Source organism: Flavobacterium sp. FlaQc-47, from assembly GCF_044006475.1.
Lineage (GTDB): Bacteria > Bacteroidota > Bacteroidia > Flavobacteriales > Flavobacteriaceae > Flavobacterium.
Map to the genome: position 1 here is coordinate 1,406,651 of NZ_JBIPCQ010000001.1, position 14,490 is coordinate 1,421,140.

A 14,490-nucleotide genomic window follows, 5' to 3' on the forward strand; every position below is an offset into this window, starting at 1 on the left:
TCTATTTTACATAATATAAATTATAGTTCAAATAGTATATGTCAAAACAGGGCTGAGATATCGGCTTTCCAAGCCTTTCATTATAAAAACTTGATGGCTCTCGAAATTACTATTGCCCATTTTGTTTTTTTATTTTGGTATTTATAGTATTCTTTGTGAATAGTTCGTTATTCAGTTTATACAATTGTAGAACTGAATTTTGAAATATTCCATAAACCTTAAATTTAGAATTTTTGGAATAATCTTTCGCTAATTCGTCAGTTATACAATTATTTTCATAATAAGCGTTTTTCCATAAATCAAAATCATCCATATCATATGGACCAATATACACATTATGTTCACGGCGATTTATTGTAATTTTTTCACCAATAACTTCTTTCGCTTTTAAAGCTTGCTCAAATGTCATACGCTCTTTTTCTATTAATACAACTTCGTGAGAATCGTTTCTTTGGGAACTAAATCGTCACCGCCTCGTTTATTGAATTGTAGCGATTGATCATTTGCAAAAAGAACTGCGCTTGCAGTACCGTTTTTAGCTTTGATAGTGATTTGAGCTTTTTCACCAAATCCGCTTACATATCCGGTAACTTCCATAATACCGGTTACAAATTTTTCATTGCTGCTGGTGATTTCTGCAGTTCCAAAAATTTTGCTGTTGGATTGCGCTATGTTTAGTGTCAAAATATATTCCTTGCTGCAGTCTTTACAATTTTCAGTGCTCCAGGTTCCGGTAAATCGATTTGTTTGTGAATGTGCTGAAAATGAAATTAATAATAACAGTAGAATAAATTGTCTCATTTTGACTCAAATTTTATTAAATAAATTATTTTCAAATATAAACGAAAAAAAAGCATCCAACGTATCGGATGCTTTTCTTTTGAATATAAAATACTGTTATTTCAGTTTTTTCACGTAAACTGGTTTCCCGTTTAATGCGACATTTATTTCATTGCTTTTTTCTGAAAACGTTGTTCTTAAAGCATTTCCTTTAAAAATTGTAACATCTCCGTAAACTTTTCCAGTTTCAGTGGAAACATATTCAAACAATAATTTTTTGTTATCCGGCTCAATTCCAATTCTATAACTTGAAAATTTAGAAGTGTCTAAGTTGAATTCTTGTTGCGTGTCGATAATTTTACCGTCGGCGTAGAAATTTGTAACTGATTTATTCAGCGTAATATCCGGATAATATTCATTTACTTTTTGAAGAAGCGCATATTGCTCCGGACTTGCGTCTTCTTTTTTAGATACAATTGTTTGAGCAAATGAAAGTGTTGTAAAAATAAGAGCTAAGAGTAAAGTGTAATTTTTCATATATGTTTTATTTTAAATTAAAATTGATGCCAGTTTGAAATCAATCCTTAAAAAATAAACGCCGTTTTCTATATAATAAGGCGTTTAATTATATAACAAGTTACTAAATATTTACCTTTGCACGAAATTAAAAGCAATTATTTAAGACAATGACAACTAAAAAATACATTAAACTCATACTTATTTTAGGTTCTTTAACAGCACTTGGTCCTTTTTCAATTGATATGTACTTGCCTGGTTTCTCAGGAATTGCAAAAGACTTACATACAACAGTTGCAAAAGTTTCTATGAGTTTATCAAGTTACTTTATCGGAATTTCTGCCGGACAATTGCTTTACGGACCATTATTAGACCGTTTTGGACGAAAAAAACCTTTATTTATTGGTTTGATGGTTTACATTTTAGCTTCTTTAGGATGCGTTTATGTTACTGATATTGATTCGTTTATATTGTTACGTTTTATTCAGGCTGTTGGTAGCTGCGCCGCAACAGTTGCTTCGGTTGCAATGGTCAGAGATTTATTTCCGGTAAAAGATATCCCAAAAGTTTTTTCATTATTAATGTTGGTTCTTGGGCTTTCGCCAATGTTGGCGCCAACTATAGGTGGATATGTAACAGAAGATTACGGCTGGCATACGGTGTTTTTTATTTTAATGTGTATGGGAATTGCAATTTTGATTGCTGCTCAGCTTGGTTTACCAAACAGTTATAAACCGGATACTTCAATTTCGTTAAAACCAAAGCCAATTATTGCTAACTTTTTGAAGGTACTAAAAGAACCTCAGTTTTTTACTTATGCATTTACCGGATCTATTGCTTTTTCAGGATTATTTACATACGTTGCCGCCTCTCCTATCATTTTTATGGATATTTATCATGTAGATGCTAAAACATACGGATGGATTTTCGCCTTTATGTCGGTTAGTTTTATTGGTTCCAGTCAATTGAATTCTGTTTTATTGAAAAAATTCACGAGTGAGCAAATGATTTTTGGAGCATTGATTTTACAATCTGTTATCGTTATCGTTTTCCTGATTCTTTCTGTAAATAATCTATTAGGATTGTACGAGACTATTGCAATGTTATTTTTGTTTTTAGGCTGTTTAGGAATTTCAAATCCCAATACTGCCGGACTTACAATGGCTCCTTTTGCTAAAAATGCAGGAAGCGCTTCGGCGTTAATGGGTGCTATTCAATTAGGTTTGGGAGCTTTAGCTTCGTTTGCTGTTGGGGTTTTCGTTAAAAATTCTGTAGCACCAATGGTTTTTATTATGACCGCAACTACCATTATCGCTTTTATTGTGCTAAATGTTGGTAAACGTTTTATTAAAAATAAGGTTGAAGTAGCTGAAAATGATGATGTTTTGGTTGGGCACTAAAAATAAAATAAAATTCAAATCTTTTGAAATTCCAAAATCCAATTTTACATAATATTGTTATTTCATGACAAAATTTGATGTTTTTTGCCCATTCTTGTCATTCTGAGGAACGAAGAATCACACGAGAAATTCCGCATAGAATGTCGTTAAACTTTGTCGATTAAAGTGTGTGATTTCTCCTGCGTCGAAATGACAAAACATAAAAAAGCCAGAACTTAACGAATTCTGGCTTTTTTATGTTTAAATATTATTCCCAATCATTGGAATTTGGAATTTCAAAAGGATTGGAATTTAAAATTTTAAGATCTCTTATCAGGTCTGATAATCATTCTTAATGACTGATCGCTGGCAAAATATGCTACCATCCAGTTCCAGAATGTATTTAATCTGTTTCTATAAGTAATTAGCGATATCAAGTGGATAAACAGCCAGATAATCCAGGCAAAGAATCCTTTGAAATGCCATTTTGGACTTGGTAAATCTACCACAGCTTTATTTTTTCCTATAATTGCCATAGAACCTTTATCGTTATAAGCAAATGGTTTTAAGGGTTTGTTTTTGATTAATGCTTTAAAGTTTTTGGCTAAATTTAATCCTTGCTGAATTGCAACCTGAGCAACTTGTGGATGTCCGTCCGGAAAATTTTTATCTCCGGATGTTATAGCCGTGTCCCCAATAGCGTAAATATTTGTAAGACCGTTTACTTTGCTATATTGATCTGTTGCCATACGTCTTCCGCGACCGTAACTTTCTTTAGGAATTCCTTCAAATATTTTAGCAGAAACTCCTGCTGCCCAAATTAAGTTTTTGGTTTTGATCGTATCTCCATTTTCAAAATGTACAGTATCATCAACATAGTCTACAACTCTTGTGTGCAATTTAACAACAACACCCAATTTAGTAAGTGCATCCAGAGTATCTTTTTGTGAAGCTTCGCTCATTGGCGCAAGTAAGGCATCTCCCCCATCGACCAAATAAACATTACTCGCAGATGTTTCAAGTTCAGGATATTCTTTAAGCAGGATATTTTTACGCATCTCGGCAAACATTCCTGAAACCTCTACTCCTGTTGGTCCGCCTCCGGCAACAACAATTGTTAGTAATTTACGGCGTTTACGAATATCTTTGCAAATAGCTGCTTTTTCAAGATTTTTAAGCAATGTATTACGCATTTCGATGGCATCATTTAATGTTTTCATCGGAATAGCGTTTTTCATTACGTTTTCCATACCAAAATAACTCGTTTCTGCTCCTGTAGCAAAAACCAAATGATCATACGTTAATTCTCCGTTGTTCAGGATTATTTTATTTTCGGAAGGAACTACAGATAGTAATTCGCCTAAACGAAATTGAAGATTTTTTTTGCCTGCAAAAAATTTTCTAAATGGATAGCTGATACTTGAAGGCTCTAGAAATGCCGTAGCAACCTGATATATAAGTGGTGGAAAAAAATTGTAATTATTTTTGTCTACAAGGGTTACTTGTATTTGAGGTTGGTTTACAAGCTCTTTTGCCAGATTTAGTCCTGCAAAACCACCTCCTATGATGACTATATTCATATGTTATTTATTAAATAGGATTCATGAGTAAAACTATTCTGCTTTTAGCAGTTGTATAAATTTAACATTATAATTCCAATTACAAAACCCTATTTTGAGTTTTCTTTTAAAATCTTATGGAATTAATTTGTCAATTTAAGTTTCATCATAATGTCGGTTTGTTCCTCATCTCCTAACTTAAAAATATGTTTGTCAAATTCAACAAATCCATTTTTTGTATAAAAGGCAATGGCTCGCAAATTTTCCTCCCACACACCTAACCATACATAATCATTATTTTTTTGTCGGGCCACTTCTATTGCTTTATCATAAAGTAATTGTCCGACCTTTTTGCCGTGAAATTCTTTTGAAACATAGATTCGCTCAATTTCAAGTGCTTTATCATCTTTTAATTCGGTTTGTGATGCGCCGAAATTTACTTTCAAATAACCAATTACTTCATTGTCTAAGGTTGCAAAATAAAACTCAGAATCTTTGTTGGTCAATTCTTCTGTTAGTTTTGCTGTAGCAAAACCTTTGTCCAGATAATCTTTCATATTCTCTTCAGAATTGGAATCTGAAAATGTTTCCTGAAAAGTTTGTCGGCCAATTTTTTGCAATTGCTGAATCTCGTTGATTGTAATCTTTTGTATTTGAATATCTGCCATAATATGCTGTATAATGCGTTGTTTATGCACTATAAAATTACAACATATATAAAGAAATCAAAAGTTGGAAGTATTACTTTTTGAATTTTTTAACAGGTTTCTCCGTTACTTCGACTTTGTTTTGAAGCACGTAATTTGCCATTAATTTTTCAATTAATTCATCCTTAGTAAGATGATGAAAAACAGTTTTTACTTTTGTTTTTAAATCATCTGAGATATCGTGATTGGGTTTTGTTTTGAAGATTTGTTTCGCCCATAAAAGCGTATTATTTTCTTCTAAACTTATTACAGAAGGTTTTTGGAATTGGGTAAATTTAATGCCTAATTCTTTTTCAAATTCCGGAATTTCAACTACTTCTTCTTGTTGTAAAACGGTTAAAGAAAGTCCCTTTGCTCCTGCTCTTGCAGTTCTTCCGCTACGGTGAACGTAGTTTTCGTAGGTGTCAGGCAAATGATAATTGACCACATAAGATATTTCTTTTACGTCAATTCCTCTTGCTGCTAAATCGGTTGCAACCAGAATATTAATATGTCCTTCACGAAATTGTTCCATGATTCTGTCACGAATTCCCTGAGATAAACTACCGTGAAGTGCGCCTGAAGAAAAACGATTAATGGCTAAATTTTTAGCCAGTTTATTGACTGCAGCTTTAGTTTTGCAGAAAATAATACCACGTTCTCCGTCTTTTGAATTCAGGAAATGCATTAATACGTCCAGTTTCTCAATTGGGTCAACAACTATATATTCGTGATCAATTCCTTGGTTACCAACAGTTTCCATGTTAGCGCTAACCTGAACTACATTTTTGTCTAAGTAATTCTGAATCAATTGTTTGATTGTTCCTGGCAAAGTTGCTGAGAATAATAAAGTTCTGTGTTTTTTAGGTAGTTCAGCTACGATTTCGTCTAAGCTTTCTTTTAAGATTGAAACCATTTCATCGGCTTCGTCTAACACTAAATATTTTGCTTGTTTTAAGTCAATTGCTTTACGCTGAATCAAATCGATTAAACGTCCCGGCGTGGCTACAACAATATGTGTTGGCTGTGATAAACGCTCAATTTGTGGTTTGATTGGGATTCCGCCACAAGTTGAAGCTATTGAGATATTAGGAATGTGTTTCCCGAAATCTTCTAAATTTCTGAATATCTGTTGTCCAAGTTCTCTGGTTGGTACTAAAATTACAGCCTGAACGATTGCTGATTCAGTATCGATTAATTGCAATAATGGTAATCCGAAAGCGGCTGTTTTACCGGTTCCGGTTTTGGCTAAACCTACAACATCGTGGCTTTCAGAAAGCAATAACGGAATTGTTTTTTGTTGAATTTCTGTTGGTTCAACAATGTTCAATTCGCCTAAGGCTTTTAAAATTGGTGCTGAAATTCCTAATGCTGAGAATTGTTTAGACATACTATATTTTTGTTTTTTTTGTTTGAGGTTTCATGTTTCAAGTTCGTTCGAATCTAAGAACAAATTGAAAACTGAAACCTGAAACTTTTAAATTTTAGTACCGATAACTATCGGGATGATGTTACTTATTATGAAACCTAAAGCCCTAGCCCTGATGGCAGCGGCATCCTTTTTCTGGCTTCTTTAGCCGGGAAAAGATACAGTGGACAGCAGGAAATAGCTCCTAATTCTTGAAATTCCAATAAATCAATAATGGAAATTCCAATTTCTTTAAATCCCAAATTCCAATTGGAACGCGCGCTTCTCCAGATAGTTATCGGGATCGCTCAGCTTTACAACCTGAAACCTGAAACTAAAAAAACTTGAAACATTTTTTTAATCTTCGTCCGGTTCGTTCATGATTTTTTCACGATACTTTTTACCTATTAGTAAAACTAGTTTCAGTTTATAATCATCAACTAACCATTCACGGTAGTTTTTACTGCACTGGCTCAAACATTTAGAATAGCGTTTGATACGGCAATCGATGTCGTCGTCCAGTTCTCGTCCTAATGATTTTGCTTCTTGCAGCGTTTCGGTATTATCGACACACATTGCTGCGTGCTGTTCTAAGGATTTGTCCAGTACTACTTTTGAACGTAAATTTTGTTTGATGATGAGTTTGTGTTCTTCATCAACATCAAAAGTAACATCAGCAGTTTTGGCGAATTTTGCACGTAATTCCGGTGGCATACTGTATTTAAAATACAATTCGATTTCAGTATCATCACGTAAATTCTCCAAATAAAATTCAGGTGATTTAAAGATATGCTGCCAGTTTACAGGCTCGCTCCATAAACCAAAACGTGCTGCATTATTTCCTAAATCGATCACTGTAAACTCGTCTTTACCAGGTAATTTACGAGATCCACGACCAATCATCTGGTAATATAATGTTAGTGATTTTGTTGCTCTGTTTAAGATAATTGTTTCAACTGTTGGTTCATCAAAACCTGTTGTTAAGATTCCAACAGATGTTAAAATAGCATCCGGAGTCTTTTTGAACCAAGCCAGGATATCTTTACGTTCTTCTGAACTGCTGGTGTTATCAAGGTGTCTGATATCGTAACCGGCTTCTCTAAAGGTTTCATATACATATAGTGAAGTATGAATACCGTTGTTGAAAATCAGGGTTTTTTTGCCAAGAGAACGTTCTGTATACGCATGCAAAAGTTTTTCCTGCATGATGGTATTTGTATATAAATCGTCTGATGATTTTACGGTGTAATCTCCATTGATACCTACTTTTAATGATGTTAATCCCACATCATAACTATAAGTTGTTGCACGAGCAAGGAAACCTTTGTCGATTAATGAACTAATGGTGTCTCCCACAATAAGTTCATCATAACTCTGGTGCATTGGTAATTTTATATTTGAACTCAAAGGGGTTGCTGTTACTCCAAGAATAAAAGCATTTTTGAATGAGTTTAATAATTTTCTGAATGAGTTGTAATGTGCCTCATCAATAATCACCAGACCAATGTTGTCAAGATGTAATTTCTCGTCATTGATACGGTTTTTTAAGGTCTCAACCATTGCCACGAAACAAGAAAATTCGTTTTGATCCGGTAATTCCTTTACTTTACTATTGATTATTTTATTAGAAACCCCAAACCCTTTTAACATTTTTGAGGTTTGTTTGCAAAGTTCGATACGGTGCGTTAAAACCACTACCTTTTTATCATTATTGGCTAAATAACGACGCACGATTTCAGAAAAAATCACAGTTTTTCCGCCACCTGTAGGCAATTGATATAATAAATGATGTTTCGAAGGAGCATTGTCTAAACGTTCAAAAATGGCATCGATATCGCCTTTCTGGTATGCATATAGTTCTTTTTTCTCTTCTCTTTCTATTTCTAAAGTGTTTTGAGACATTGTTTATTTTTGGATTTTTGCAAAAATACACCGAAAAAACAGTTATTCATCTTATTTTAACGTAAAATAAATCATTTTTTTAAATAAGATTTTTTATGAGAAAAGCCTCTATAAGTCTATTTTGTCTGAAATTGCCTCAAATTCGTACTTGTTTTTCCATTTCTGCCGAATAGTTTCTTGCTGAATGGCTAAAATACGTTCCTTAAATTCAGACAAAATTCCGTTAGAAATTGTGAAATTCACAGCTTGTTCAAAAGAATTCAGCATACTTTTGTAAAACAATTCCTGCTTAATAAAATTACTTGACGAATATGTTTGCGCTATTTCGATGTTATACAGCATGATATCTGCAATTACGAAAGGATCAACGCCTAATAAAATGAAATGTTTAATGTATTTCTGTGCTACAGAACGTCTCAATTTGGCTTTTGGTTTCCATCTTGATGAAGGCTTTTTTATTGGGAAATATTCGTGTGAGATTTTAACCTTGCTTTCCTGCAAAAGTTTATCTTCTTTAGGACTAAAAACAAAATCGTAATATACTTTTACTGGAGCAAATTTTTCATACAACTCAATAATTTGTTCTTCGAGCTGCTCCTTATTTAATTCGGCTAAATATTTTTTTAAATCGCGTTTACTCATTATCAAAGTTTAAGATTACAAAAGTAAATTACTTTCTTGATTCATACTTCAAAAACCAACCATAATACTTAATTTTGCTTGTATAAATTTAAAAAAAATATACATGCTCAAGATTTTCAAAGTTACTGCAATTTTAGAAGGAATCTCTTATTTAGTGTTATTTGCCAATATGCTGGTGATAAAAAACAATAATCCTGAACTTTATCATACTATTTTACGTCCGTTAGGAATGACGCACGGTGTTTTATTTATTGGTTACATTATATTGGCGGTTTTGCTTAGAAAATCTCAAAACTGGGATCTTAAAACTTTTGGAATTATCCTGATTGCTTCTCTTATACCTTTTGGAACTTTTTATGTGGAGAAAAAATACTTAGAAAATAATGCAAAATAAGCCTTTAGATAAAATATTTAATTTTTTATATCCGCTTTTTAGAGATTGGGGAATGAGCCGCAATTTTGCGTCTTATATTAGTCTTTTCTTTAATATTGTGATCATGGTGGCTTTGGCTTTTGCCATATACTATGTTGCAAAATTTGTTTTAGTAACGTTAACGGCCATTTTTGCCCAAAAAACAAAAACCAAGTTTGACGATTATCTAATTCACAATAAAACCACTAAGTACACCGCTTATTTAATTCCGTTTTTCTTTGTTTATAAGGCTGTACCGATAATTCTGGACAAATATGATTATTGGGAATCGCTGTTTGGAAAAATAGTTGGGATTTATATCGTTTTGATTAGTTTATGGATCATCAGAACGATTTTTAATGCATTACGAGATTATCTAAAACAGAAACCTGAATATAGCGACAAACCAATTGATAGTTTTGTTCAGGTTATTATGATTGTCCTTTGGATTTTTGGTGTAGCGATGATTATTTCAACGTTATTCGGAGTCAAAAAAGGCGAATTACTGACGATTTTGGGGACGCTTTCCGCAATTATAATCTTGATTTTCAGAGATACTATTTTAGGATTTGTTTCAAGTGTTCAGGTTGCAATTAACGATATGGTCAGGATTGGTGACTGGATTACAATGGATAAATTTGGTGCTGATGGTGATGTAATCGAAATTAACCTGACAACGGTAAAGGTTCGTAATTTTGACAATACGATTACCACGATTCCAACATATGCTTTAAGTTCAGACTCTTTCCAGAACTGGCGCGGGATGCAAAAATCTGACGGAAGACGTATCAAAAGACATATTTTAATAAAAAGCAGCAGCATTCGTTTCCTTAATAATGATGATCTCAACCATATGAAACGTGTGCAATTAATTAGTACTTATATTGAAACCAGACAGGCTGAAATTGAGAAATACAATGATTTACAAGGCGTTGATAAATCGCTTTCGCTGAATGGTCGGAATATGACGAATTTAGGTTTGTTCAGGAAATATATTATGCAGTATTTAATAACGCATCCTGGTTTGAATAAAGACATGCACATTATGTGCCGTCAGTTACAATCGACAGCGCACGGAGTTCCGTTAGAAATTTATGCTTTTTCAAGTGACAAACGCTGGGCAAATTATGAATATATTATGGCCGATATTTTTGATCATGTAATGGCTTCGGTAATTTACTTTGATCTTGAAATATTCGAATTGCCGTCGACGATTGGGCCTTTGAGTTAGTTTTCAGTTTTCAGTTATCAGTCGCAGTTTTCAGTCGCAGTCGCAGTTCAACTGAAAACTGCCACTGCGACTGAAAACTATTTTACTTTGATATTGAAAGTTGCTTTGAGTATAATTTTACCGCAAAGACCGCTAAGATTCTAATCTTATTTCATGTGTTAGAAAAAGTAAAGTTCGCAAAGCTTTGTGTTTATCAATGAGACAAATTTTATAAGTTGCATTTTTTTTAATCTCGCAAAGACGCAGAGCCGCATAGTTTTTAAGCTTTATGTGGTTATTTTGAGATTATCTAAAAATGCTGAATTCGTCAGTAATATAAACTTTGCGTCCTTGCGCCTTTGCGAGATTATTTCAGCCCAATAAAAAAATATTTGCATTCTTTTCGATTGAAAACTGAAAACTGCGACTGAAAACTATTTCCTAATTTCTTCAAAAACAAACTTTGCATTATTATATTCTATAGGAGTTCCAGGCATGAAACATGGCAAGTTGAAGTAAGTTGTTATAATCCCGTTTCCTAAAAGTAGTTTGTCTTCCTTTTTCAACAAAGCGAGCGGAATCCTTTTCCAGCTTCCTCCGTTTGAGATAAAATGAAAATCTCCCCGTAAAGTGTCTCCTTTAATATCTCCCCTAACATCACCGGAATCTTTTCCTATTTTATGATACAAAACTTCGTAATGTCCGTAGAAACGTTTGTCGTTGATATGGATGCTTAAAGTAGCCGTGTCTTTGTCATTTACAGCCTGATATACAATTTGATTGTATTTGCTTTTTTCATCTTTAGAATTGCAGGAAACAATTGCGATTACAATTAAAAACAATAAATATTTTATATTCATAGATTGAAGGATTTTTTCTTTTTTCACCATATAAGTTATGTAAGTTCATTTAAAGCTATTGGATTATTTTCTCTGGATTATTTAAGTTGCTTTGTAAACTCATTTCAGATAACCTTATAATGGTGAAATTTAATATATAACTTATAAGGTAAAATTAATTTTGCATTAGAATTTTTTCTAAATTTAAAGAAAAAACATGGAAGATAGAGATGCTTTTTTAAGAGAATTCAGAGGAGAGACTTTAGGAACCGTAAATGCTCAATCTTCATCGGAAGAATTGTTTCAAAATCAAACGATTAGACCCATTTTAAAACTGCAAAATGATTTATTTATTGCCGTTTTTATCAATTACGTCAATAAAAATAAAGCTGATTTTTACTCGTATACTGTCGAAAAGAAAATCCAAACCATCGAAAACTCGATTCAAAAAGATATTAAGTTCAGGAATTCTCTTAAAGGAATTATTATGGGACTTTTTACTATCGAAGAATATGATATTTACATTCAGAATTCTTCCAGTTTAAACAAACGAATGATGAATTTATTGGTTGAAAGATTAAGAAGTCAGGTGCAATTGTTTGAAGTGGAAAAGGATTTGAATTAGATTATTTAATGGAAATAGAAATAATCGAGAAACAAAATCAAAGTCTGGTTGCTTATAAAGAAGGTGAGCTGTTGTTTTATTCGACAATTAAACACAATTGGTTTAGTAGGGTTATAAAGATATACAATCCTCATGATGTCTTAGTTTTAGAGTTAAAATATGATTCTTTTTCTTTTGAAATTTTACATCAAAACAAATTTATGACTAAGCTTGTATGTAAAATAGATAATGAGTTTATAATTTTTAATAATGACAAGCGATTGTATATTAAATCGGCATATTTTATTTCTATAAATAATAATTTTAATTACTTTTTTGAGGGAAGAAAAATAGCTCAGGTAAAACAAAAATTCATAAGCTTTTCAACTACATTTTTTTTAACTGTAAATGATGAAAATCTAGAATTTCTGGATCAAATAATTTTTCATGTATTATCAATTAAAACTGGATTTTCAATAGATTAGAATTCCTCAAAAAATAATTAATGTTCGAAAAATTCCGAAATAAATTCCCTTTAACCGACGATAAATGGATCGAATATACCAGCCATTTTAATCGTATTCAAGTTCCGGCAAAAACAATACTTTTAGAAGAAGGTGAAATTTCAAAAAAGCTATTTATTATCGAAAAAGGCTGTATCAGGGTTTGGTTCAATAACAACGGAAAAGATCTTACCACGCAGTTCTTTTTTGAGAATCAAAGTGTTGCTTCTATCGAAAGTTTTATGAAAAAATTACCAAGTCCCGTGGTTGTTGAAACTATTGAAGCTTCTGAGATTTGGTGGATTTATAAAAATGATCTCGATAAAATTCTCGAAGAAATTAAAGAAATTCCAGAATTGAGAGATCGTCTAATTGATATGCTTTTTCAGCGTACATTTGATTATATGAAATATTTTGTTTCTTTCATAAAGGACTCTCCTACTCAGCGTTATCTTAATTTAATTGAGGAAAGACCTCAAATTACTCAGCGTGTTCCCCAGCATTATATTGCTTCATATCTTGGCGTAAGCACCGTACATTTAAGCCGGATTAAAAGTAAATTGGTTCATAGAAAATAATTAAATTTCACCATATAAGTTATATAAGGAAACGTAAGGCAAGATTAAATGAACTTATATAACTTATATGGTAAAAAAATTAATAACAAATGTTATCGTCTGCCCTTAAACAGCTGCCTAATTTTGCTTCATAAAATTTAATAATTATGAAAGCAGCAGTTATTTATAAAAAAGGCGAATTGCCAAAATATGCAGAATTTGCAACACCAATTGTTCAAAACGAAAATGAAGTTTTGATTTCGGTTAAAGCCGTAGCCATTACCAATCTTGATAAAGGAATTGTAAGCGGAGATCATTATTCGGCAGAAAATGAAAATCAAAACGGAACTGTAATTGGCAGTGACGGAATTGGTTTATTAGAAGACGGAACAAGAGTTTACGCTCGCGGAATTTCAGGAACAATCGCAGAAAAAGCACTTGTAGAAAAAAGCAGAATAGTTCCTTTACCTCACGGAATTAGTGATGCAATTGCCGCTTCAATGCCAAATGCAGTGGCGGGTTCTGCAATGGCTTTACGATTCAGAGCCGGAATCCAATCCGGAGAAACGGTTTTAATAAATGGAGCAACTGGTTTTACGGGACAAATGGCGATCCAGATTGCCAAACATTATGGCGCTAAAAAAATCATTGTTACCGGAAGAAACGAAAAAACGCTTCAAAGTCTTTTATCTTTAGGCGCTGACGAAATTATTTCCCTTCAACAAGATGATGCAGCTATTATCAAGCAACTAAAGACAATTCAGCAAAATACGCCAATTGATATTATTCTGGATTATTTATGGGGACATTCAGCAGAGTTGCTGTTTTCGTTTTTAAAAGGAAAAGGAAATTTTACCCATAAAGTAAGATATGTTTCTATTGGTGCAATGTCCGGCGATATCATACAATTATCAGCGGCTATTTTAAGAAGCGTGGATTTGCAACTATCAGGTTCCGGATTGGGAAGCTGGAAAAAAGAAGAAGTCAAATTATTATTTTCAGAAATACTTCCGGAAATGTTTCTTTTGGCAGCGCAAAACAAGATAAAAGTAAATATTGAAACCGTTAATTTAATTGATATCGGGAAAGCATGGAATATTGAAGTTCCTGATGGCAAGCGATTGGTGGTTATTATTTAAAAATAAATAGTGTTGAATTGATTGAACGCGGATAAAAACGGATCTTTTTCTGATTTTAACATCACTATTCTTTTATTCAATTTGTTTTGTCCCTAGCGGGACAATAATATTTCTGTAATTTTAATATTCTACCAACATATAATACCTACGGGATAAAAATAATGGCGATTTTTATGAAAGCCGTTTATTCTAGAAATATTTAATGTATTTATCCAGTAGGTATAAAATAATAATGTGATTTAGAATGCATTGGTCATTTTTCAAACAAGCGATTTATCCCTTAGGGATTATATATTGGTAGAAAAAAACAATAATCATTTCTATTGTCCCGTTAGGGACTACACATTTATTTTG

At 32.6% G+C, this 14,490-nt stretch carries 16 protein-coding genes; 7 read left to right on the forward strand and 9 right to left on the reverse strand.

The window, feature by feature from the left end; all coding sequences use genetic code 11:
• Positions 1–109 precede the first annotated feature (109 nt).
• The 3 genes from ACHRVX_RS05865 to ACHRVX_RS05875 all read right to left on the reverse strand — a co-directional run bounded on the left by ACHRVX_RS05865 (position 110) and on the right by ACHRVX_RS05875 (position 1,317).
• The gene (locus ACHRVX_RS05865) at positions 110–409 is read right to left on the reverse strand and encodes a hypothetical protein (protein WP_395330181.1); all 300 of its coding nucleotides are present in this window, start codon (positions 407–409) and stop codon (positions 110–112) included.
• A gap of 14 nt (positions 410–423) precedes the next feature.
• Positions 424–801 (reverse strand): hypothetical protein, encoded by a 378-nt coding sequence (locus ACHRVX_RS05870; protein ID WP_395330184.1) that lies wholly within the window; start codon positions 799–801, stop codon positions 424–426.
• Between the two features lie 96 nt (positions 802–897).
• Complete coding sequence (locus ACHRVX_RS05875) at positions 898–1,317, reverse strand: hypothetical protein (protein WP_395330186.1); 420 nt, start codon at positions 1,315–1,317, stop codon at positions 898–900.
• 149 nt (positions 1,318–1,466) lie between these two features.
• On the opposite strand from ACHRVX_RS05875, the gene ACHRVX_RS05880 reads away from it, so the two are divergent.
• A complete protein-coding gene (locus ACHRVX_RS05880) occupies positions 1,467–2,696 on the forward strand; it encodes a multidrug effflux MFS transporter (protein WP_395330188.1) in 1,230 nt (409 codons plus the stop codon).
• A 299-nt stretch (positions 2,697–2,995) separates the two neighbouring features.
• Here the strand turns inward: ACHRVX_RS05880 and ACHRVX_RS05885 are convergent, their stop codons facing one another.
• From ACHRVX_RS05885 to ACHRVX_RS05905, 5 genes are all read right to left on the reverse strand, one after another.
• The gene (locus ACHRVX_RS05885; protein ID WP_395330190.1) at positions 2,996–4,255 is read right to left on the reverse strand and encodes an NAD(P)/FAD-dependent oxidoreductase; all 1,260 of its coding nucleotides are present in this window, start codon (positions 4,253–4,255) and stop codon (positions 2,996–2,998) included.
• Between the two features lie 122 nt (positions 4,256–4,377).
• A complete protein-coding gene (locus ACHRVX_RS05890) occupies positions 4,378–4,902 on the reverse strand; it encodes a GNAT family N-acetyltransferase (protein WP_395330192.1) in 525 nt (174 codons plus the stop codon).
• A 73-nt stretch (positions 4,903–4,975) separates the two neighbouring features.
• Entirely contained in the window at positions 4,976–6,310 is a 1,335-nt protein-coding gene (locus ACHRVX_RS05895; protein WP_395330194.1) for a DEAD/DEAH box helicase, read from the reverse strand.
• Positions 6,311–6,685: 375 nt separating this feature from the next.
• Entirely contained in the window at positions 6,686–8,230 is a 1,545-nt protein-coding gene (locus tag ACHRVX_RS05900; RefSeq protein ID WP_065450162.1) for a DEAD/DEAH box helicase, read from the reverse strand.
• 108 nt (positions 8,231–8,338) lie between these two features.
• Positions 8,339–8,872 (reverse strand): DUF6155 family protein, encoded by a 534-nt coding sequence (locus ACHRVX_RS05905; RefSeq protein WP_395330196.1) that lies wholly within the window; start codon positions 8,870–8,872, stop codon positions 8,339–8,341.
• A 103-nt stretch (positions 8,873–8,975) separates the two neighbouring features.
• On the opposite strand from ACHRVX_RS05905, the gene ACHRVX_RS05910 reads away from it, so the two are divergent.
• Entirely contained in the window at positions 8,976–9,266 is a 291-nt protein-coding gene (locus ACHRVX_RS05910) for a DUF3817 domain-containing protein (RefSeq protein WP_395330198.1), read from the forward strand.
• Positions 9,256–10,515 carry a mechanosensitive ion channel family protein gene (locus tag ACHRVX_RS05915; RefSeq protein WP_395330200.1) on the forward strand — a complete coding sequence of 420 codons (1,260 nt, stop codon included), beginning with the start codon at positions 9,256–9,258 and terminating at the stop codon, positions 10,513–10,515. Before ACHRVX_RS05910 ends, ACHRVX_RS05915 begins: the two co-directional genes overlap by 11 nt.
• A gap of 413 nt (positions 10,516–10,928) precedes the next feature.
• Here the strand turns inward: ACHRVX_RS05915 and ACHRVX_RS05920 are convergent, their stop codons facing one another.
• A complete protein-coding gene (locus ACHRVX_RS05920; protein WP_395330202.1) occupies positions 10,929–11,354 on the reverse strand; it encodes a hypothetical protein in 426 nt (141 codons plus the stop codon).
• A 196-nt stretch (positions 11,355–11,550) separates the two neighbouring features.
• On the opposite strand from ACHRVX_RS05920, the gene ACHRVX_RS05925 reads away from it, so the two are divergent.
• The 4 genes from ACHRVX_RS05925 (at position 11,551) to ACHRVX_RS05940 (ending at position 14,136) form a co-directional block, all read left to right on the forward strand.
• Positions 11,551–11,958, forward strand: a complete 408-nt coding sequence (locus tag ACHRVX_RS05925; RefSeq protein ID WP_395330204.1) for a glyoxalase — start codon at positions 11,551–11,553, stop codon at positions 11,956–11,958.
• A gap of 8 nt (positions 11,959–11,966) precedes the next feature.
• Positions 11,967–12,422 (forward strand): hypothetical protein, encoded by a 456-nt coding sequence (locus tag ACHRVX_RS05930; protein WP_395330205.1) that lies wholly within the window; start codon positions 11,967–11,969, stop codon positions 12,420–12,422.
• Positions 12,423–12,442: 20 nt separating this feature from the next.
• Entirely contained in the window at positions 12,443–13,018 is a 576-nt protein-coding gene (locus ACHRVX_RS05935; RefSeq protein WP_395330207.1) for a Crp/Fnr family transcriptional regulator, read from the forward strand.
• Positions 13,019–13,164: 146 nt separating this feature from the next.
• Positions 13,165–14,136 carry a zinc-binding alcohol dehydrogenase family protein gene (locus ACHRVX_RS05940; RefSeq protein WP_395330209.1) on the forward strand — a complete coding sequence of 324 codons (972 nt, stop codon included), beginning with the start codon at positions 13,165–13,167 and terminating at the stop codon, positions 14,134–14,136.
• Positions 14,137–14,490 lie beyond the last annotated feature (354 nt).